The sequence below is a fragment of the Proteiniphilum sp. X52 genome (genome assembly GCF_003712195.1).
Lineage (GTDB): Bacteria > Bacteroidota > Bacteroidia > Bacteroidales > Dysgonomonadaceae > Proteiniphilum.
In genome coordinates this window covers 205658-229218 of sequence record NZ_RDSD01000003.1, presented here as the reverse complement: position 1 = coordinate 229218, position 23561 = coordinate 205658, and the positions used below count along the sequence as shown (strand labels likewise).

The window sequence follows — 23561 nt, the reverse complement described above, 5'->3', positions numbered from 1 at the left end:
TATTTTTAAAAATTAAGGTAAAGTTGCAGCGTATATCTCGCCGGTATCGGATAAGCGCGTCCGTTTCTATAACCCTGTTCCGGATCCCACTCTTTCACCTTGTCCCAAACATACAGATTATTCCCGACTAACTGTATATCAGCAGATGTCAAGCCAAATCGTTTAAGAAAGTTCGCTTTGAGATTGTAATTGAGTGTTACCTCTTGTAAGCGTATGTAACGGGAGTCATTCTTCCAGAAGGTGGACAACTGTGAATTATTAGCATTATATCCGTATGAAAGGCGTGGAAAACGGGCATTGGGATTTTCCGCCAAAGCCGGATCAATACCATTTGCCAAAGCATAATCCATCGGAATCCAACGGTTGGCGGGATCATTGACCATCGTCAGCACATTGCCGATTTTCCCATTGTTGAAAGGCACGTAACCTGCTCCATTGCCGCGATACCCCACGTGATAAAAATCAGTTTTTCCCGTCCCTTTGAACAGAATGCCTAAGGTGAAATCTTTGTATTTCATCTCTCCACCGAATCCAAACATTAACCGCGGGTAGGTGGGATCCGACAGGAACACCATGTCATCGGTGTTGATCACGCCATCCCCGTTGATATCTTTGTATTTGATATCGCCGGGCATCACCTTGAACCCCCCGAAGGACTGAGTGGCGCTAAATGCAATATCGTCCTCGTCGGTGAACAGTCCCGTGGCAATGTAACCGCGCAATGCGGATAAAGGGTATCCGTTATAGGGTTGGTACGGATATCTTGTAGGAGGTTGTTCCCAATTGATGACTTCGTTTGCCGAATAGGTATAATTTCCCCGAATTGTAAAATTCCAGTCTTCTCGGATTTTATGTGTATATGAAATATTACCATCCGTTCCATAACTGCGCATACTTCCCACATTACCATAGGGACGCGCAGAATAAACCAACCCCACATAGCCGGGGATCGTTTCCCTTCGTTGGAAAATATCTTCGCGCTTATCGTTAAAAAAGTCCACTACAAAAGACAATCGATTATCCAACATATTTGCTTCAACACCAAAGTTGGCCTTTAATGATTTTTCCCACATCAGGTTATTGGCTCCGAATTGTAATTCGCTCACCCCGTTTAGCGTACTTCCCCAACCTACTGGCTGATTTTCTCCAATGATAGTCATAAAAGGGAACCTGAAATCGGCAATTCGGTCACTACCTACCGATCCGTATGAAGCACGTAATTTAAAATGATTAAGCCAACTCATATTATCCGTCACCCATTGATAACTGGTAGGGACCCATCCAAGCGCTATTGAAGGGAAGAACCCGAACTGTTTTCCTGGCTCAAAGTTTTCCGAACCGGTGTAGCCGAAATTAAAATCGATCATATAGGTGTCTTTGAATCCGTATGTGAGCCTGCTGGAGAGCCCTTGGTACCTTTTCGGAAGAGCTTCCAACGCGCGACGACCTGCACCGGCGTTATCGGCATCTCTTGTATCTTGTTCGTCGCTCATATAATAATAAACCAGCGCACTTACGCGATGGTCGTCAGCGATGAGTTTGTCCCAGGTTAGTGTGCTTTCAAAATGATATTTACGGGACTGCCGCTGGTAATTCGAGTATTGGGGACTCACAGCATCATAACTCTTTGCTCTTTGTAATTCGCCCCAGTTAGTACGACCACTCGCCAGATATAATTCGGGCATCACGTATCTTCTTTCGTCTTTCCAAGAAACATTATCGTAGGCTCCTTGCATTCTCAATTTCAGATCTTTGATCAAATAAGAGAAGTCATGTGATAAGGCCAGCGTTGCCTTGCCTATATAATTCTGATTGGTTTGTTTTCCGGTGTAATTTAGCAGGACATAAGGCGATACGCCGCTACCTCCATACGCTGAACTATAAGCCGGTAATTCTCCAGTCGAATATCTGATCGGAACAGTAATGGGTGTAAGCATCGACTGGGCTTCCCACATGGCATCGGTATCGGCAAAACCGGGTTGCGTCCTTAGTGACATGTAACCGTCCGAGCCAAAATACAAAGTGGTGCCTTTGGTCAGATCAATATCCAGATTAATGCGGTAATTATAGGTGTTATAACCAACACCGGAACGAATGGTGTTTTCAGGAGCCACCTTGTAGGCCGCATCTTCAATCGAGGTTCCTAAGCTAATAAAGTAACGTGCCGCTTCGCCGCCTCCCTTGGCACTCACATAATAAGTTTGCTGGAACCCGTTTCGCTTTATGATCTCATCCTGCCAACTGATATCGGGATAAAGATCGTCATCCAAATGATTTTTGATGAGTTTCAGCTCCATATCGTTATAAAGAATCTCTTCGTTACGTACTGCCCTTGCTTCATTGGCTAAAACGGCATAATCATATGCCCTCAGATATTTTGGCATCCTCTTCAGGTGTGACACTGTATAATTGGCTCTTGCATTAATTTGCAACCTGCCGCTTTGCCCGCGTTTAGTTGTAATTAGCACTACCCCATTTGCTCCGCGAACTCCGTAAACAGCCGTTGCGGAAGCGTCCTTCAGAATGGAGAATGATTCGATGTCGGCCGGGTCGATGGAGTTGATATTGCCCTCCAAGCCGTCTATCAATACCAATGCCGAACTACTCGCTCCAAATGTTCCAATACCACGCACCCAGAACTCCGAAATATTTTTGCCCGGTTCGCCACTGTCCAAAGTGGTAATAATACCGGCAACGCGGCCTCCAAGCATATTGGTAATTGAGGTGGCAGGCGTTTGGATATCTTTTACCTCCACTGATGTGATGGCACCTACAACACTTATCTTGCGTTGGGTTCCCAAAGCGGTAACAACCACCTCTTCAATTTCAGTGGCAGTTGGAACCATTGTGACTTTTATTTTATCATTTTCAGCATCCACAAGATATTCCTGGTTTTCATATCCTATATATGAAAATACAAGCACATCGCCCTTGGAAGCCCTGATTTTAAATTTACCGTCGACATCGGTTGCTGTGCCAATCATGGCTTGCGCCTTCAGAAAAATGCTAACTCCGGGAAGGGTCTCCCCTTTTTCGTCATAGACGGTACCTGCCATATTATACGTCTGCTGTGCCGCAGCCAATGATGGAAGCAAACACAGTAAACAAAAAACCAGAATATTTTTATAATTAAATTGCATAATATACTTTCAGTTATTAATGGTAATTTTATTCTATGGTTAACTTCCTGACAACATTGTTGCCGAGGTCTGTGATATAAATGTTGCCATCCGGCGTTACGGCGACACCCCTTGGTTGATTGAAAAGGGCATCCTCGGGATTTCCGTCCTGATAGCCGGCAACGCCTCCTTTGCCTATCACGGTTGACACCACTCCTCCACCTTTACCGTCGAGGGTAATCATGCGGATGCAATGGTTATTTCTGTCAGCCAGGTATAGATTACCATTGGGAGCAACTATCAACTGGTTGGGAGCATTGAACCTTGCTTCCGACAATGGCCCGTCTTGCCATCCAGCCTCACCGTTTCTGCCGGCAAAAATAGTATGCTCTTTTTTTTCGAGGTCATATTTTCCGATACAATGCAAGTGATGATAGGCTATATATAAAATATTGGGATTGACAGGATCAAAAACGAGGTAAGAATCGGATGAAGTTAACGTTTCCGCGACTAATGAACCCTCCCTTGTGTTGGGATTTACCTTAACAAGATGTCCTGAGGCGTAATAACGGGTATATAACTCTCCCGTCACCGGGTGAGCCGCAAGACTGTGCGCCGTACTGAATGTAAAGGGAGCTCCTCCTGCTCCTGCTGGCAGTATTGAGCGTTCTCTTGGTGTCCAGCCTTCAATAGGATCAAAAGTGAAAAAAGTTCTACCATTATCGGAGATCGCGGAAACTACTCCATTTGCATCTACTGTCGGCGCACCAAATGCATATTTGGTGTCAGTATTACTTCCAGGAGCAAGAGCTTCTACAATGTTTTCCTCTTCGTTAATTCGGACAAAACAAAACGGAACGCGCCAATGGGATATGAAGATGTTCTTTTGTGCATCCACTGTTATGGTGGAAGGTTGATGAAACTCAGCCTCCGACAATTTTCCCGCCTTGAACTGTGTCGTTCCTTTTCTTCCAGCAATGGTTTGAATGACATACATTGTACGGTACAGGTATTTCTTTTTGGTAAAAGCAGTGGAGTCGCCATTCACCACGACGGATATGACGTTTTCCCGGCCCGGCTGTCGTGGAGTAATCGTGTAAATGTGTTTCCCGTCAGAACCCACCACCGGTGCGGGCACATTGTTGAAATACACTTTTATTTTGGATACATCCGAACCAAAGTTATTCCCTGTGATAAATACTTTAGTAGACATTCCCCCCGAATCGGGTTCAAAGCCGGTAATTTCAACCGGTTTTGACGGATCGTATTTTTCCCGACCAAAATTATCGGTTTTGTTGCTTTCGCATGACCAAAAAAGAATAATGGCCATGACAAAATAAATGATACTTAATTGCTTTTGTTTTTTCATGTTAAAATAATTATATGAATTTGTTTAATTTATCAGACGGATTAACTCTTATTTCAAAAGCTCCGACCATATCCATAGGCACTCTCTTGTAGAATTCTCAAGAGGCCAACACCCGGCAAAGGTTCGTTTGTCTCTGCCTCAACAACCTTACCCCTTACCTCTATTTCTTGCTGTACAACTAGGAAGAGAGGAAAAAGATGAAAAATAAATAAGAAAAAAAGTTCAATTTCCCTTTTCATTTCATTTTAAATTAAAAGAATAATTTATTAGTAATTGGCTCACTTTTGTTCTCTTGGTTCAAGTGTTTCCCATTTTTTGCGTCTCATTTAAATCATGATACGGATTGTCCTCCTGACCGCAGATATAGAGACTCCATATCCTGTAATACATCAGCAGGAATCTGGCACTCCACACGATCGTGGACAATACAGTTTATATGACCCGTTTGGATTGTCTACACAAGGGCTCTCTCCCCCCTTTCCAAAAGGGAGATAAATGAAAAGAAAAAAATCACAGAATTGATTAATTTGCCATGGAACCAGGAAAGAGCGGAGAAAGGAAAACTGCGGTAACTGAAGAGGGAAAGAATTATACGGAATTACCCCCCCCCCGTTAACTTTGATTAACAAAAGAGAGGAAGCTAACATGGATGTAATTCTTAAGTTCATGTATTTATATTTAGTTATCAGGATTAACGGCAAAAATGATATATTGGACAAAGATAGCTATATTTTTAAATAAAAAAATATATATTGGAATTTTATATGAATTAAAATCATATTGTCTCTTATAAATTATTTATTTGCGCCATTTGAAGATAATTTAACGCAAGAATTCATTAAAAGAGGGTTTTATTTCATAAATTCATGTTTTTCAAAACCTATTGTAGAAAACTGACACCGGAAACCGCCGGTAAATCACTCTAAGATATCGAACGGTTCTGGATGAGGAAGAAGTAAATGGTGTATCGGAAAAAAATTTTTTTTACTTATAAGAACTTTGTAGTATATTTGTTATGCTAATGATAAGCATGTTACGCACATGGCAAGGAATATGAATTGATTAATTAATTCAAATAATTATGACCACAATAAATATTAATGCAAAACACTTTGTCTTATGGTTGCTTTTAGCGGCCATTGCTCTTTGTTTATCCTCATGTAGTGATGACGACGAGCTAAAAGACAAGTCAAAAGTTATAAATATGTCTATCTCGTCAGATACCGGGGTGATGTATAATATTTTTGATGAAAGAGGTATTTCACCAATGGAATGCATGCTGGTGAGCGAAGAGGGGGGAAATGGGGAATGGAATACAATGGCATTCGGCACAATCCAGGGGTTTGACTATGAAAAAGGCTATGAATATGAGTTAAGAGTTAAGAAGACCACATTGGGCAATCCTCCCGCCGATGGGAGCTTACATACGTATGAGCTTCTGACGGTTCTACATAAGAAAAAAATTAAAGAGCCGGAACCCCCCATTGAAGTGATTGTCAATACCGAAGAAGACATACCTTTTAAGGAAGGTTGTCCTACCCACATCTATGATGTAATGTATCCCGAAATAACTGTGGACAAAGATGGCAACATACTCGCAGGCAATCATAGGATGTCTTATGAATGGACACGCGTGCATCTAACTTATACCCTCAAATACGGAGACCAGTTTTACAATCAATTGATGTATATGACAACCGGAGCATACGTGATTTCACCCCTATCCGAGAAAATAATCAAGATTCATAATAAAAGCTATGGAGGCCCATTGCTCAAAGACGTTATTCCTCAAGAAGAATTCGACTCTATCAAAGATCAAGCTAAAACTGGAGATTCATTCTCTTATAGGCTTGTGCTTATCAATGCACAGGGACTTGGGCTGCAAACCGTCAGTTTTAATCTAAAAAAAATGTAAGGGTCCGTCGCTCATATAGGTTAAAGGAATCTTCGAAAAAGCGCCTATGCAGTGCGAAAGGTGGAGACCCACATAATAAACTCTATAAATTCAATCCTTTTTTGCCTTTATCTTGATACTCGTTTTTCTCAATCCATTCGACGTTGCTTCCAGCGTAATGGCACCGGGCACCTCCGTCGATTCAACGACCGCTACCAGTTTGCCGTTAAAAAGGTGCATCTGCGGCAGATGAAAAAGATCGAGACTCGTGGGATCACCATTGGCGCCGGCACGGTAGCTGCCCGCCCCTTTCACGTTGAACTTGACCAGTTGGTTTACATCGGGACAGGGATTGCCGTCTTTATCTACTACTGATACCGTAATAAATGCCAGATCCTTACCGTCGGCGTTGATGATGGCACGATCTGCTTCGAGCACTAATCGATGGGGTTTTCCGGCAGTACGGATCTCCTTTTCAGCCACGGCATTTCCCTGCTCATCGTATGCCACCACCTTCACCGTTCCCGGCTCATACCGGGTATCCATCCACATCAGCCGATACCGTCTCTGCCGCTCAAAATTCTTTTGTGCCTCTTCTGTATAACTCCCTTCAAGCGAAACAGAAAGGTCTTTGGTCCTTTTTCCCTGGCTCTTCCCGTTAATAAACAATTCGGCCGAAGGCCAACTGGTATACACAAAGACAGGGATTACCTCGCCTTCCCTCCCTCCCCAGTTCCAGTGGGGGAGGATATGCAATGTCTCTTCTTCTTTGTTCCAGTGGCTGCGATAGAGATAAAACCGGTCCTTGGGTATACCGGCCAGATCCACGGCCCCGAACAATGAACTGTGGCTGGGCCACGCACTGTAATAAGGAGTGGGTTCTCCCAGATAATCAAAACCGGTCCATATAAATTCACCCATTGTGTAGGGCAGGTCGTCGTGCTGGATAAAATCGTCTTCCGGCAGGTTCGACCATGCCGCATGCTCCACATCGTATGATGACGCCTGATGATCGTCATACATTGCCATCGACCTTCTCTCCACCGGAAATTTATACACACCGCGGGAACTCAGGGCGGAGGTGGTCTCGCTTCCCAACACCAACTGCTGGGGCAATCGCTCATAGGCTTCCTGATAGCGGAAAGAACGATAATTGAACCCGGGCACATCCATGATTGCCGCCATGTGATTGGAGAACACATGGTCGGGGCGGTCCATCCCGTTGGTCACGGGACGGGTGGGGTCTTCCCGGTGGCAGATATCCTGCAAGAAACGGGCCACCCTGGCGCCCTGCTTATTGCTTTGTTCTTCCACTTCGTTACCGATGCACCACATCACCACGCTGGGATTGTTGCGGTAATGATGGATGACATTCACAATATCCTTTTCAGCCCATTCATCGAAATAGCGGTTATATCCATTCTTCACCTTGGCAATAGCCCATTCATCAAAAGTTTCCACCATCAGCATCATTCCCATCTCATCGGCAATACGCACGTACTCCGGAGCCGGCATATTATGAGAGGTACGGATGGCGTTTACTCCCATATCCTGCATAATCCGTATCTGCCGACGGATAGCCGCTTCATTCACCGCGGCACCCAGCGGCCCCAGGTCGTGATGAAGACAAACGCCCTGAAACTTCACTTTTCTGCCGTTAAGGATAAATCCTTCGTCAGCCACAATTTCAATGGTACGGATACCAAACGGGGTACTGTATTCATCCATCAGTATCCCATCTTTATACAATTTTGAGATTACCCGATACATATTGGGCTGCCTGATATCCCATAGTAATGGATTTTCGACAAATAGATCGCGGGAAATTTCACCAAGATCATATGGGCTCACCCATGCTTCATCTGACGCGACGACACGCGACGACGCATCATTAATTTCTGTCACCAGCCTGTAATTTCCTTCTCCTGGAGTGATCACTTTAGTTTTCACATTCACCCGCGCGAATTTCCCGTTCACTTCGGGAGTGGTCACGTAAGTACCCCAAACGGGGATATATGCCTCGTTGGTAGTAATGATATGCACGTTACGGTAAAGCCCTGCCCCGGGATACCAGCGCGACTGCTCTTCGAAATTCTCCAGACGTACCGCCAAGAGGTTATCCTGCCCGTCATTATGCACTAAGTCCGTGATGTCAAAGCAGAAAGCATTGTAGCCATTGGGCCAGTAGCCGGCCTCCTTCCCGTTGACAAACACCCGCGCATTGCTCATGGCGCCATCGAACCGGACGATCACTCTCCTACCTTCCCGATGGCCGGGTATGGTAAAAGTGTTCCGATACCACCCCACTCCTGTGAAAGGCAGCCCCCCGGTCCTGCCATAATGCTCGATGGCAGTAGTTTGTCCATCCTGCACAATCGCCATCCGGTGAATATCATTCTCCTTGGCGAAAGGACCGTATATTGCCCAGTCGTGAGGCACACGCACGGTCTGCCAGTTGCTGTCGTCATACACGACCTCCGATGCTTTGGGATCATCGTTGCGGGTAAATTTCCACCCCTGTTCAAGGGAGACAGTCGACCGGGTAGCACACAAAGCGCTTAGCACGATCAGAAGTGCAATCCAAACAGATAAAAACCTCTTCATACAATTATTTTCCAATATCAGTTTTATTCAAAGCCGTGAAGATACTAAATTTATCGCACTTATCACACCCTCCCCGGGCTGATCTCTTCCGCGATTTCGGGATTGACCGAAGGGTGATATCTCCCAGGTCGGACTGTTCTCCTTGGGCGACTTTTCCGGTGCCAGGTGAAATTATCCCTCATCAAACCGCTCCATCATCTCCAGGCACATGCGCCCGTTGTGGTAAGGACATTTCCAGAACCCCGCCTTGTCGTCTTTCCGGTTGATACTGCCGTCGGGGAAACGGCTCCAGTGCCATTCCCCGTCCTCCTTATCTATGATATGGTTCCGGATATATTCCCACACGCCGCAGGCTTTTTCTTTATAACGGATATCTCCCGAATTTGCGTATGCATACATGTAGCCGACCACCGCTTCCGCCTGCACCCACCAATGCCGTTCGCTATCCGTGTAGTCTCCCCCTTCCTCATACGACATACTACCGTCGGGATTCAATCCTTGGGAGGCGGCGTCCGCAATTCTCAAAGAGAGTCCCCTCACCTTTTCCAACAGTAACCTGTCGCCCAGTATTTCCGCAGCCTCGAACAGCAGCCATGAAGCCTCGATATCATGCCCGTAAGACACGGTTGTGGATCTTACGTTCCACTCCTCGTCGAAGAACAGGTTCAGGTGGTGGCCTCCTGTTTCCCTATCGAGTATTTTCGTCGTAAAGATATCTATCAGCCGCCGCTGCGCAACGATCAACTCTTCATCTCTCCAAATCCTGAGCAGGTTGGTATAAGGTTCCAGGATATGCAGGTGGGTATTCATCGTCTTTTTCTCATTGGCATCCTTCACGCTCAAGCGCATATCCTCAATCGGTTGCCAATCGCGGCTATAAGCTTCAGGATAGCCACCCCACTGGCTGTCATAACACTTTTCTATCAAACGGAAAAATTCTTTTGCCAGTTCCAATGCCTTCGGATCACCCGTCGCGCGGTAAAACTCCGAAAAACCGTACAGCATAAACCCCTGCACATAGGTCTGTTTCTTCCTGTTTACCGGATTTCCTTTATAATCCAGTTCCCAATAAGCCCCACCATATTCCTTGTCGATAAAAAAGGCACAAATATAATCGAATGCCCTTTGGGCGACATCGAGGTATGCCGGTTCTTTTAACAAGCGATACGCAGCCGAGAAAGTCCATAATACGCGGGCATTGAGTATGGCCCCTTTATTCGCTTCGGGATGCAACCGGCCTTTCCCGTCTATCCGCCCGTAAAAGCCACCATGCCGGTTATCCCGCATCCGGTTGATCCAAAACGGCAGTATATTGTCTGTCAATTCTTTCTTAAAGCCGTTCATGGTTGATGTCTTCTTTTCTCCAGTTCCGTCGTAATAGCTTTCAATCCTTTTTCCGACAAAGGGTAAAAATAGATAAATATTACCGAAAGCGCAGCACCGACAGCCGGAAAAATACTCATAAACATTTTGATGCCGCTGATGGTCTCCGCATTCTGCACCTGGTTGGCTTCAAACCCGAAATAGGCCAACAACCAGCCGGTCATGGCCGTACCGATGGCCCAACCCAGCTTCTGGCTCATCGAAGAAGAGCTGAATATCAGTCCGGTTGCCCGGTTGCCGGTCCTAAACTCCGAAAAATCAGCGCAATCGGCATACATTGACCATAATAAAGGGAAGATACTTCCCGCACAAATACTGATCAGCGTCTGAAGAATAAATATAAAAGCGAGATTATGACTGCCCAGCCCGTAAAAGAGAATACTGAGCACCATGGCAATCGCCATCGCCCCCATATAGGTATACCGTTTACCGATCCGGTTACCTACCGGCGCCGCGAGAATAACGCCAAGGAGATTGGCCGCCTGTCCCAAGGCAAGATACAACCCGCTAAGGACGAATGGAATATTCAGGATATCAACCGTCCCGAATATATCCTCTTCGACATAATATTTAAAGTAGTAGATGGTCGCGCCGTCGCGGATGGAATTGAATACAAGGGCGGAAACACCTGCCCCCAGAAGGATCCACCACGGCCTGTTGCTGAGAAGGTCTCTCAGGTCGTCTCCCAGTGGGGCTTGTTTCTTACGGATGGGTTTCACACGTTCCTTGGTAAATGCAAAACAGAGCAAAAACAAAACAGCACAGGCAATAGCGATCACAATGACAGCCATGAACCATCCGTGCCGTTGGTCTTCAACCATTTTGCTATTACCACTGAAATAGTTGACCATCGGCATAAACAGGAGCAAGGTCAGAAAGCTGCCGATATAGGCAAAGGCCATCCGGTAAGTAGACAGCACATTTCTTTCCTTCGGGTCGGGACTCATCACTCCCAGCAACGACGCGTAGGGAACATTTATTCCCGAGTAGGCAATCATCATCAGAGAATAGGTAATATAGGCATATATCACCTTATCCGCGGAAGAGAAAGCCGGAGTAAAAAAGGTGAAGACCCCGATCACCCCGAACGGAATGGCCAGAAACAACAAATAGGGTCTGAATTTTCCCCATCGGGTTTCGGTGCGATCGGCTATCACCCCAACTACCGGATCGAAAAGCGAATCCCATACCCGTGTGATCAGGAACATCGTCCCCACTGCCGCCGCCTCCATCCCGAACACATCGGTATAGAAGAAGAGGAGGTACATGCCGAATAATTTCCAGAACATCGACGATGCCGCATCGCCGAATCCATATCCTACTTTCTCCTTGAGTGTTATCATAAATAAGGTATTTTGGTTCAATAGCCAATGTCTTTGTAAATATTCAACCCGCAAACGGGGTCAATCGGGTTATCTCGATCTTTCCAAAAACCGCAGATTCTTGTCGATCTGCTTATTCAGTGTCTGTACCGACGAAAAAGAGGTCAATCCGTCTTCGGGAGTTTGGAAGCAATAATCTACCAACCGATCCAGCGTTGAGGTGGCCACGTGCATCCGCGTGTCGGACGAAGCATAATAGATGAATACCGTTCCATCGTCATCGGCGATCCAACCGTTGCTAAAAAGCACATTTGAGACATCACCCACACGTTCTTCACCTTCAGGAGCCATAAAATAACCGCCCGGAGAGGCAATGGGTTTTGAAGGATCTTCCAGCGAAGTCATATACAAATATAACACATATCTCAGACCTGCGGCACATGCTCTTACGCCATGCGCCAGATGCAGCCATCCTTTGGATGTTTTAATGGGTGCCGGCCCCTCTCCGTTTTTCAATTCCTTGATAGTATGGTAGAAGCGCGGGTCGACAATTTTTTCTTCGGAGATGACCGCCCGGGTTATATCCTCCACCAGTGTCCAACCGATACCCAATCCGCTGCCGGCACTGATAAAGCCATCCTGCGGACGGGTGTACAGCGCATATTTCCCTTCGACAAATTCAGGGTGAAGCACCACATTGCGTTGTTGGCTTTTCGACTCAATATCCGGTAATCGCTCCCATTTGATCATATCTTTTGTCCGTACTATTGCCGCGGATGCTTTCGCTTTCGAAAGGTCTCCCTCCTCAGCTGTTCCATCGAACCGTTCCGCACAGAATACTCCATAAATCCATCCGTCCTCGTGGAGGGTCAATCTCATATCATATACATTGGTCACAGGATCATCATTTTCGGGAATTACTATGGGGTAATCCCAAAAACGAAAGTTATCGATGCCGTTAGGGCTTTGGGCAATGGCGAAAAAAGATTTCCGGTCGACCCCTTCCACACGCGCCACAAGCAGGTAGTTTCCATTCCATTTGATGGCACCTGCATTCATCACGCCATTCACGCCGATCCGCTCCATCAGGAAAGGATTTGCTTCCGGATCCAGGTCGTATCGCCAGAACAGAGGCGTATGAGCTGCGGTGAGCACCGGGTTTTTATATCGTTGAAACCAGCCGTTATTACCGGGTAATGGACTGTTTCTTTTACCGGCCAATGTCTCATAGTCCTCCAGTAACGCTTGCATTCGTTGGTTGAACAGATTCATATCATTCAATCTTTATGGTTGTACAATAGTGTATATCTTCTATATAAAAACAACGGTTTTATATTGTTTTTTCATTTTTCGGGGAAAATGGTAACTTTGCAAAAAAGTGTTTTGGAATGCTGATAAAATGCAATAAAATCTGCTTCTGAAAGATGTCCGGGACAAGGAGCATAAAAATGAAGATGGCCATCGTCAGACTGGTTGCCCTCCTATTTTGATCATTTTAAGTCAGGCATTTGGTCGCGGGTAATGACCTTATCACTATTCAGGAAACTATTCAGGAAAGTTGCGCCGTTATGCTTATCGTCGCGGGTATAATTACCGTTCCAAGGCATCACCCACGACCATGTATCGCCATAGTCGAACATAACATCCACTGAGGGTATGGACCCGCATTCGCTCAAAGCCAGTATTTTCCGGCATTCAAATAATGCTTTGACTTTATCGAAGTTCACATATTGAGAGCCATGCTGATTTTCCCCGGGATATATGTCCATCCCGATCACATCCACATAAGCATCACCAGGGTACCAATCGACGGCGCTATCTGAAGCGTCCGAGGTCCACACCCAAATCAGGTTATTGAGTTGATGATGGTCCACAAACCTGTCGAACATAAGCTTCCATAACATTTTACAAGGAGCAGCGCCTTTAGCGCCCCACCAGAACCAGCCGCCGGAAGCTTCATGCAACGGACGCCATAAAACAGGAATATTTTTCTCTTTGAATTGTTTCAGGTAATCGGCAATCGCGTCGATATCTTCTACCATGGCTTGGTGTTCATCGGAATTCGAATCACCGATTTTCGAGATATCGAAGGATGTTTTTTCGGTATAGAACTCATCGGTCTTCTTCAAGGGATCGCGCCAATGCCACATGATGGAAACAATTCCATTGTTGTGCCACCAGTCTTCCACGTTGGCAGTCATTTCCGTATAATCAGCCATTCCCCACGATGTAGTATAATTGATAAGGTCGAAGCAGGCCAAAGCGGGCCATCTACCACTATTTTCACACATCCATCGGGCCTCTTCGATCCCGGTGCTGTAATTGGCCATAGCACCTGAAATTACTTTTTCCCCGAAATTTTCTTTTAAAAAATTATACAAATTCATTGCTTCTTTCGACGGCGATAACGTTGCCAGATCCGGGGATATATTAAATGGAGTGGCTTCAGGAGCAGGATTGATTTCAATATAATCATAGTAAGTCCATCCCCAGTTCTTTTTTATGGTAACCGTATTGGTTCCCTCACGCAAAAACAGATCGAGGGAATTGCTTTTCCAGTTGGAAGTGGCGTCAAAAACAATGGAAGAAAGCTTCCTGTCATTTACCCATAAGTCATTCTCTTTTCGCTGGTTGTCATTGGCATAACGGAAGAGAATCTCATACTTTCCCGATTGGGGAACCGTCACTTTAAAAACCAGATCACCTTCCTTTTGATTGACATATCCTGAACCGGAATAGCCGCTGAGGACTTTTTCTATGGCCGCATTACCTGTCAGTGCCGCCTCTTCCGCTTCATAGCGGTTGTTATCAGAAATGGTGGTAAATGAAAAACGAACAGCAGCGGCTTTACTTCCGGAACTATCACGGACAGCCCCTTCTGGTATTACCACCTCATATGACTTGCCGGCCTGCAGGGTAAGAAAAAATAACAACTTTCGACTATTGGCCGTAACATTCGCCTTTTCATTGTTTACTGTAATCCCGTGGTTATCCGCCAGTACTATTTCGGTATCATAGCCCACACTCACTTCCTGGTTCAACGGCACACCCACACTTTTATCATCAGGCCTCGTATAAAGAAATAGAGGCGGATCGACTGCGTCTTCACCTTTGCACGAGGATCCAAAGCATAATACCAATAACACATAAAAGAAAAAGTTTTTCATATACTGACAAATCTACTTCCCACGAAGCGTTTATGGAAAATCCATAATCGCCTGTACCATTAATCGGATTATTCACCCGGTACTACACGGACATTGTCTATCAAAATAACAGGATCACAATCGGTACCGGCGGCATCTGTCCTTCCCCTGTTGTAAATATACATATTCAATGAACCATAATGTGTGGGAATCTTTTCCAGATCCTCTCCCGAACCGCTTAGCCTAAAATCGGCGATGGGAATGGAAACGGTTACCCATCCGTCGGTTTTGTAGGCTCCACCTGCCTCTTTCCAGGGTATCCACTGCGCGCGGGGGGCAGAATCGTCCCATAAGAGGGCCTCCTCTGATTTTTGCGGTCCGAAGAAAATATTCATCGGCAACGCGCTCCACTCTTGCAATACATTCACTTCAAATTTCAGGATAGATGTAGCCGGATCGCTGGGGAACAGATTTCCAGCAGGCATGCCATTATCCTCACCCCAGAAGTTACACTGATAATTGTCACCCGGGCTCACCCATTCACCTGCCAGCAGTTCACCCCTGAACTTCATATAATTGCCTGAAAGGGCATCGGGTCCCGTCTCAATAAGGGTCGGACGCCCCCAACCGGGCACGATCGGATAATCGTCAAAATTAAAAAGAATACCCCGGTCATCGTGGAATACAAATTTAGTACGGCCACTATTGCCATAAGCCGTGGTGACGGAAACAGCACCTTTTACATCCATAGAAGGAGATTTAAAGGTGACCTGTGTCTTCTGTATATCCACTATATCACTCTTTGGGACGATATAATCGCCGATCACAATCGTCAAAGGTACCGTCTGGTTGTCGAAGAAATAATCACCGTAAAGAACCACATCTTCTCCTTGAGGTACTTGCTCGCATTTAATGCTGGCCACTTCCGGAGCGGGAATTCGTACAATAAAGTCATATTCGGCTTTCTCTCCTGACTTGAGTATCATCACTATTTTATCTATCACTTCATTCGGGACTTCCCTCGGGATGGTCACCAACAAGGTGTTTCTGGTAATAAAATTGATATTAAGTAACGCCTTTACGTCATTGAAATAAATTTCCTGGATACTGGTCAGGTTATCACCCACCAAGCAGATGGTTTCTCCCATAAAGGCTCCGACCAACAGTGAATCGGCCTTTTCGATGTCGGGTAGACGGACGTAATCGATAGTGGGTACCCCGTCCGTCATTTCATATTTTCCCTTATTGCCGTCATCACAGGCAACAAAGAATGCCAGGGTTGCCGTAAGCAACACGAAGGAAAAAGGCTTGATAATATATATATTGTTCTTCATATCTGTAATTTATTCGTATGAATATTGACTTAAATCATAATCTACCGGATCTTTCGCCAGATTGGGGTTCATCGCCAAATCTGTTGATGGGAACGGTAAGGTAAATTTGTCGATAGTATAGGGCTTACCGTCAGGTTGTTCAGCATTAATACGGGGAGAGGGTTTGCCATTATCGTCTTTGGGGTAACTGTTCTCACCACCCTGCCCCCAGGTTTTCCAGCCCTGATCCTGGTAATAGGCATTTAATCCCGTATAATTTTTGCGGTTTTGGGCATTCAGTCTGGCCAACGCCTCATCGGGCTTGTAATAACTCAGTCGTACAAAATCGTACCAGAAATCACCTTCGAAAGCCAATTCGAGGCGTCGCTCCTTGAATATATCATCGAAAGTGATGGATGTTTTTTGAGCAACACCGGCACGTTTCCGTATTTCATTAAAGGCATACAAGGCTTCGGGATCGGAAGTGGAAGCATTATTTCCCAAGACCGCTTCGGCATATACTAAATACACATCTCCCAAACGCAAAATATGGGTAGCCAAATTACTTTTCCTGTCCATCATCGGAACGCCGAATTCGGCAAGATGGTCTGCGTTATTGCCCACAATATGTTTCACACAGTTGGCTCCGGTGGAGCTATTGAAGTCCCCCACCACTTGTCCGTAGAATTTTGCAAAATCAAATCCGTTCGGGAAACTCACCGGTTGTCCGTCAGCTCCCTCCTTGGTAGGATGATCCCGCCAGAAATACTCATACACGTCGCCATACATCATCATAGTTGCCTTCCGGCGTTTATCAGTATTTTGGCGGTTAGGCGAGATGGCTCCCGAAAGGGTTGATCCGTCAAATTTTTCGCCAAACGCTTCCTGTAAATCGAGTGAAGGACCACTCCAGCTCCCCCAACCACTGAATTCACTGAAGGCACTGTGTACCAGGTCAGCCTGCAGGTCGTTGGAAGCAGTCCAATAGGTTTCACCCGCCACCACCCAACGCCATGCGATAAGGCTTTCGTCGGAAACATTCTTGCTACCACGGAAAATATCGGCATACACGGGTTCCAGCACTTTTCCACTTTCACGAACCACTTTTCGCGCATATTCTTGGGCTTTATCAAGGTCATCCTGCTTACGCGTGCCATTTTGCCCATAACCCGATTTGGCCAGGTATACTTTCGCCAGCAGTCCATATGCGGAATATCTATCGATCCGGCCGGCCTGACGCGCCTTTTCCGGCAACCATTCGATGGCTTTTTCCAGCGTCATGACAATGTAATCATACACATTGTCGATTTTGGCGCGGTATAGGTTATTGTATTCCCCGGTGGCCAGCAATTCCGTATTATTATGGACAATCGGGACAGCCCCATAGATCCGTACCATGTAGAAATAAGCCATTGCCTTCCATACCAATGCCTCACCTTTGGCGGCATTGCGTCCGGCTTCGGTCGTGCCGGATCCGGCATAAAGGTTGATATTTTCCAGTACGGTATTGGCGCGGGCATTCACAGCCCATAGCGAAGCCGACATACTTTTCACCTCTTCCATATCCTCATTAGGGGTGAGCATCCAGAAACCGTTACCATCCATGAAGTAATTGCCGGATTGACAATCGCCTACACGGAGCCATCCACGGAAAAAATCGAACCAGGGCACAGTATAAAGCGGATTTACCGCCTGGAAACATTGTTCATCGTTCTGATAAAAATCAGACAATGTATAATTGGCTTTGTCGGGACGATTTAAAAAATCCTCGCAGGAGATCATCCCTGTTGTTATCGCTACAATAAGAAGCAGTTTATTTATCCTTTGCATATGACTGTAAGGTATTATATATTAAAACGATAGATTAACCCCAAAAGTGATAATCCTGGGAGCCGGATAGCGCCCCTGATCAAACCCGAATGTATAGCCGGAAGCATCCTGCGGATTTACCCCCACTTCAGGATCGTAGCCCGAATATTTGGTAAATGTCCATAAATTCTGGATATTGGCATATACCCGGATATTATCGATCTGTGCTTTGCGGATTAATTTCCGCGGAAGCGTATACCCGAGTACAATATTTTTCACCCGCAAATAGGATCCGTCCTCTATATATCTGGTACTGATACGTTGATTATTGTAAGGCAAGCTCTTACCGGCACGCGACATTTTTGTGCCGGGATTTGAAAGTGTCACATTATCGATATCCTCAAACCAGTTATTGATCACCGCTCCGGGATTATAAGGATTCTGTACCGGATATTGCTTGTCAGGATCTATGGGGACAAGATTGGCATAATCCATCGCCTTTTTCAACTGGTTGCTCCAGTATCCCATACCAGTAAGATCGCGGCTTAAAGCATTAAATATTTTATTGCCGTAGCTGCCTTGCATGAACAAAGTAAAGTCAAAATCTTTATAGCTGAACGTATTCGTCAGTCCGTAAGTGAATTTCGGGAGTGGCGAACCTATACTCGTCCGGTCGTAAGTATTGATCTTACCATCCGGTTTTCCTTCGGGGCCACTGATATCCCTGTATTTTATATCACCTACGAAAACAGTAGCGTAACGGTCATAACCGTTCTCAGGTATCTCACCCCACAAATGATTTTCTATGTCCGCTTTGTCTTTATATACACCATCGGCTATATAGCCGTAAAATTCATACAGCGGACCGCCTATTCTCGAAAGGCTTACCACATCGCTCCACTGTCCGTAACCTTCGATTCCGGAAGCGTCAGTTCCCGAAAGTGCGACCAGTTTATTCTTGTTAAAGGATATCTGGAAATCGGTATCCCACCTAAAGTCACCGGTAAAATTGCGGGTATTTAATGAAATTTCCAATCCTTTGTTATTGATCGTTCCATAGTTCCCCATTGGAGCTGTCAACGCCGAATTGGCATTCCCTCTCGAGCCGAAATAAGAAGGCAATTGCAACTGCATCAACATATCATTGGCAGTCTTATCATAGAGGTCAACGACCAGATTAATCCGATCATGGATAAAGCTGAGATCAAGCCCCAGGTTCCATTGTTCCTGTGTCTCCCATTTCACATAAGGATTGGCAATCTGGGCCTGTTTGTAACCTGCGCCCAAACCGGTAGGGAACATCTGAAGGCTGGCACCCCATAACCCCCCTCCTATATTGGAGTTCCCTGTCTGTCCCCAGCCCAAACGCAATTTGCCGTTACTGATCACGTTATTGAGCGGGCTAAAGAAGGTTTCGTTCGAGAATCGCCAGGAAGCGGCAACCGAATGGAATCCCGCCCATCGGTTCTTCGGGCCGAAATTGGAAGAGCCGTCATAGCGATAAGTATAAGTCAGCAGGTAGCGATCGTCGTAGTTATAGGTTTCACGCGTGAAAAAAGAAACCATTGCCGCGTCGCCCATTCCGTCGGAAATCTGGTAGGTATCCGGATCGCCCAACTGGGGATTACGGATCTCATTGCCGGGAAGATTATCGGCTCCTATCCGCTGCCATTCCCACGATGACTCCCAAGCTTCCTGCCCGACCATCGCGGTAAATGAATGTTTCTCTACCCGGCCGTTATAAGTCAAATAATTCTTAAGTTGCCAATACATATTATTGTTCCGCTGCCAATATATCCTGTTTATGGGCCGTTGTACGGCAGGACCAAAATCATAGGTCGGTTGCCATTGCTCGGAGCGTGAGTTGCTGATGTCATAACCCAATTCGGCATGCCAGGTCAAATGTTTCAAAGGGGTTATATCCATGAAGATATTGCCGTTCAGTTTCTGGCGATCCAACAGGTTCTCGTCCAGTTCGGCAATGGCAATCGGATTGACACGTGTGTAACCTTCCCTTACCGTGGAGGCATAGTTGCCATAAGCGTCATAAATCGGTATATCGGGAGGGGTAAGAAGAGAATAGGTCAAAACCCCTTCGGTCCCTTCGGCGCGTCCCAGCCGTTCACTTGTTTTTGAATACATGGCATTCAGACCTAACTTCATCCACGGTTTCAAGTTGGCATCCAGATTCACCCTGAATGAATAGCGGTTGAAATCGGTTCCTATAATCGTCCCTTCCTGATCCATAAAAGAACCGGACACGTAATATTGCACGGCATCCACACCTCCCTGTGCCGACACAGTATGCTGGGTCATCCATGCCTGACGGAAGATCGCATCCTGCCAGTCGGTTCCTTTACCCAACAGGGAAGGATCACGGTACTCGGGAGTGCCGTCCGTCCCTCCCGTGGTGGCAGCAATGGAATTATTATATATAGCATACTCACGAAGGTTCATCATATCCAAGCGACGAACCTGGTCTTGCACACCGAACATTCCTTCGTAAGTAAACTTCGCCTTTCCCGATTGCCCCCGCTTGGTAGTGATCAGGACAACCCCGTTAGCGCCCTGGGCACCATAAATAGCGGTTGCCGAGGCGTCTTTCAATATCTCCATGGATACAATGTCGGAAGGGTTCAACGTTGAGAGTGGAGAGATGGCTCCCCTACCGTTACCCAGATTCAAGCCCAAACTGTTTCCGGTAGTACTGCCTCCCTGAAAGATAACTCCATCGACCACATACAGGGGTTCCGCGCCCGCATTGAGAGTCGCTTGTCCGCGAATCCGGATAGATACCGCCGAACCCGGGGCACCCGAAGTCATCACCGAGCTAACACCTGCCGCGCGTCCCTGCAGCGCCTGATCTAAGTTGGTGATGACAGAACTTTTGATCTTATCCTCACCTACTGATACGGATGCTCCGGAGAGATCGCTTTTTCTCATAGTTCCATATCCCACCACCACCACTTCGTCCAACATTTCGGTATCCTCCTCCATGGTGATACTCAGGCTGGACCGGTTTCCGACACTGACTTCAATCGTCTTATATCCGATACTGGACAAAACCAACACCGGATCTTGGGTTGTCACATTTAAGGAAAAGCTTCCATCGATATCGGTAACAGTACCGTTTAAAGTTCCTTTTTCCATAATATTCACACCAATCATCGCAGAATGGTCTTTACTGTCGACCACAGTCCCGTTTATCCCGCGCTGCTGTGCGATTAACGAAAAGCTCATTATCAGAGCCATACACAACATCACAATGTTTTTCATACAATGAACAATTATTATAAAAATTTAAAAAATCGCATTCATGTTACAAAAATAGACAAGCGGGCGTGTAAATTCAAGTATTATATTATCTTATAATGATACTTTTCAATCCACTAGATCAATAAAACCGCCCATCAGTATCATGGTAGAAGAATGCAACCAAAAAATGGATGGACTTGCAGCCTGTTTACGTCCAGAATGGAATAAAAACGGGATGGAACAAAACAGTCAGATAATGCGTTTCAATTTCCGGTAGTTTTCCCTGAATTCTTTTGGCGAGCAGCCTTTTCTTTTCTTGAAAATACGATTAAAATTCGATAAATTATTAAAACCGCATTCATAGCAGATTTCGGCAATGGTATGAGAGGTGTCCACCAAAAGTCGTGATGCATGTCCCAAGCGGATATCGATAATATAATCGGAGACAGTTTTTCCGGATCTAAGTTTAAAAAAGCGGCTCAACGCCACAGGAGTCATTCCTATGATACCTGCAAGGTTTTCCAGCCGTATCTCCTCTTTATAATGGTTGTTGATATACTCATATATTTTCCGCACACGCCGGCTGTCGGAATTCTCATCGATATGGGCGAATGAAGTGCTGGCCAAGGTGCGGTAATTGTCGCATAAGGACAGTTCATAGAGGATGGTCAGCAACTTTATCACGGCATGAAATCCCGATTTTTCAGCGGAGAGCGTGTCGAGCAGGGGATAGATCTTCATAATGGTCTCCATCGGAAAGTTAATCCCCTTCTGCGCGTTGTTTAGCATCTTTCTGATACTATCGAACTGATTCTTATGGATAAGATTCCCGAAAAAAAAATCTTTGGAGAACTGAATAGTGATCTCCCTGATATGCTTGGAAGTACATTGGTGCTGTTCCCAGACATGCTCGAGATCCTCACCGGCGATAAGAGTAAGGTCGTACTTGCCGATAATTTCGACCGAATCGCCGACAACGCGCCTTACACCTTCGGCATTTTCAATATAATTGATCTCGAACTCACTATGGGAATGCAAAGGATAGGTGAACTCCGATTTCCTCCGGTCGGCAATATAAAAGCAATCCTTATCCGACAAAGGAGTAATTTCATGCATGATATATCTGTTATCGGGAGCGGCCATCGACACCTAACCATTAAGATCCCCTAATCATTTTATAAAGACAATACTAATCGAACATTCTTTTGAATTTATCGAACACTTTTCTGCGCTCCGTCTTAGAGGGGACGAAATTCTCCGACTTATCCATCTCCTGGAGCCACTTGCGTTCCTTGTCGCTCAAGTTTTCCGGGACATACACGTTCACGTTGATCAATTCGTCACCTTTGCCGAAACCATTCACAGAAGGAAGTCCCTTATTCCGTAAACGCAATACTTTCCCCGGTTGTGTCCCCGGCTCTATCTTCACTTTTGCGACCCCGTCGATGGTAGGCACTTCCACCGTTCCTCCCAGGGCAGCGATGGGAAAACTGAGGAAGAGATTGTATATCACATCGTTCTCGTCACGGATCAGGTTGGGATCCTCTTCTTCCTCCACGACGATCAACAGATCACCGTTGATGCCTCCCCGCCGGGCCGCATTCCCTTTCCCCGACATGGAGAGCTGCATTCCTTCGGCCACACCGGCGGGTATCCTGATAGAGAGTATCTCCTCGTCACGCACGATCCCCTCGCCGTTGCAATAGGAGCATTTTTTGGTAATGGTCGTCCCCTCGCCGTTACAGGTGGGGCAGGTGGAGGAGGTTTGCATCTGGCCGAGAATTGTGTTTGTCACCCGTGTCACCACTCCCGAACCGTTACAGGTAGCACAGGTGGAGGTAGAATTCCCGTTTTCGGAGCCGTTCCCGTTACAATGTGAGCAGGAGACATATTTCTTCACCTTGATCTTTTTCTCCACGCCGTTAAGTATCTCTTTGAGGTTCAGTTTCACCTTTACCCGAAGATCGGATCCCCTGTTGACTCTCCTGCCCCGTTGGGAACCACCGAAGCCGCCAAAACCGCCGAAGCCGCCAAAATGACCGCCAAAGATATCTCCGAATTGAGAGAAGATATCCTCCATCGACATGCCTCCACCGCCAAAACCACCCGAAGCGGCTCCACCCACGCCGGCATGCCCGAACTGGTCGTAGCGCGCACGCTTCTGCTCATCGCTCAGCACCTCATACGCTTCAGCCGCTTCTTTGAACTTCTCTTCCGCCTCCTTATCCCCGGGATTTTTATCGGGGTGATACTGAATGGCTTTCTTGCGATAAGCTTTTTTTATCTCATCGGCAGTCGCTGTTTTGGATACTCCCAGCACTTCATAAAAATCTCTCTTTGCCGCCAT

The 23561-nt window shown here is 46.1% G+C and carries 13 protein-coding genes; 1 reads left to right on the top strand and 12 read right to left on the bottom strand.

From position 1 onward, the window contains the following. Positions 1 to 5: 5 nt before the first annotated feature. Together D7D25_RS04620 and D7D25_RS04615 are read right to left on the bottom strand one after the other, a co-directional pair. Entirely contained in the window at positions 6 to 3140 is a 3135-nt protein-coding gene (locus D7D25_RS04620; protein ID WP_122967778.1) for a TonB-dependent receptor, read from the bottom strand. A 28-nt stretch (positions 3141 to 3168) separates the two neighbouring features. After that, positions 3169 to 4488 (bottom strand): IPT/TIG domain-containing protein, encoded by a 1320-nt coding sequence (locus D7D25_RS04615; protein WP_122967777.1) that lies wholly within the window; start codon positions 4486 to 4488, stop codon positions 3169 to 3171. A 1081-nt stretch (positions 4489 to 5569) separates the two neighbouring features. Here D7D25_RS04615 and D7D25_RS04605 point away from each other — a divergent pair. Further along, the gene (locus tag D7D25_RS04605; protein ID WP_122967775.1) at positions 5570 to 6403 is read left to right on the top strand and encodes a DUF4377 domain-containing protein; all 834 of its coding nucleotides are present in this window, start codon (positions 5570 to 5572) and stop codon (positions 6401 to 6403) included. A 90-nt stretch (positions 6404 to 6493) separates the two neighbouring features. Here the strand turns inward: D7D25_RS04605 and D7D25_RS04600 are convergent, their stop codons facing one another. The 10 genes from D7D25_RS04600 to dnaJ form a co-directional block, all read right to left on the bottom strand. Further along, a complete protein-coding gene (locus D7D25_RS04600; protein WP_122967774.1) occupies positions 6494 to 8986 on the bottom strand; it encodes a glycoside hydrolase family 2 TIM barrel-domain containing protein in 2493 nt (830 codons plus the stop codon). A gap of 171 nt (positions 8987 to 9157) precedes the next feature. After that, on the bottom strand, positions 9158 to 10330 hold the full coding sequence (locus tag D7D25_RS04595; protein ID WP_122967773.1) for an AGE family epimerase/isomerase: 1173 nt from the start codon (positions 10328 to 10330) through the stop codon (positions 9158 to 9160). Then, the gene (locus D7D25_RS04590; protein WP_122967772.1) at positions 10327 to 11712 is read right to left on the bottom strand and encodes an MFS transporter; all 1386 of its coding nucleotides are present in this window, start codon (positions 11710 to 11712) and stop codon (positions 10327 to 10329) included. The genes D7D25_RS04595 and D7D25_RS04590 overlap by 4 nt, the downstream gene beginning before the upstream one ends. 69 nt (positions 11713 to 11781) lie before the next feature. Then, positions 11782 to 12942 (bottom strand): glycosidase, encoded by a 1161-nt coding sequence (locus tag D7D25_RS04585; RefSeq protein ID WP_370453829.1) that lies wholly within the window; start codon positions 12940 to 12942, stop codon positions 11782 to 11784. A gap of 239 nt (positions 12943 to 13181) precedes the next feature. Beyond that, complete coding sequence (locus D7D25_RS04580) at positions 13182 to 14858, bottom strand: glycosyl hydrolase (RefSeq protein ID WP_122967770.1); 1677 nt, start codon at positions 14856 to 14858, stop codon at positions 13182 to 13184. 68 nt (positions 14859 to 14926) lie between these two features. Next, positions 14927 to 16171: a glycan-binding surface protein gene (locus D7D25_RS04575; protein WP_122967769.1), complete on the bottom strand. Its 1245-nt coding sequence runs from the start codon at positions 16169 to 16171 to the stop codon at positions 14927 to 14929. 9 nt (positions 16172 to 16180) lie between these two features. Next, the gene (locus D7D25_RS04570; protein WP_122967768.1) at positions 16181 to 17980 is read right to left on the bottom strand and encodes a RagB/SusD family nutrient uptake outer membrane protein; all 1800 of its coding nucleotides are present in this window, start codon (positions 17978 to 17980) and stop codon (positions 16181 to 16183) included. 21 nt (positions 17981 to 18001) lie between these two features. Further along, positions 18002 to 21211, bottom strand: coding sequence for a TonB-dependent receptor (locus tag D7D25_RS04565; RefSeq protein WP_255417176.1), 3210 nt, complete (start codon positions 21209 to 21211; stop codon positions 18002 to 18004). Positions 21212 to 21463: 252 nt separating this feature from the next. After that, a complete protein-coding gene (locus D7D25_RS04560) occupies positions 21464 to 22357 on the bottom strand; it encodes an AraC family transcriptional regulator (RefSeq protein WP_122967766.1) in 894 nt (297 codons plus the stop codon). A gap of 46 nt (positions 22358 to 22403) precedes the next feature. Then, positions 22404 to 23561, bottom strand: coding sequence for a molecular chaperone DnaJ (gene dnaJ, locus D7D25_RS04555; RefSeq protein WP_122967765.1), 1158 nt, complete (start codon positions 23559 to 23561; stop codon positions 22404 to 22406).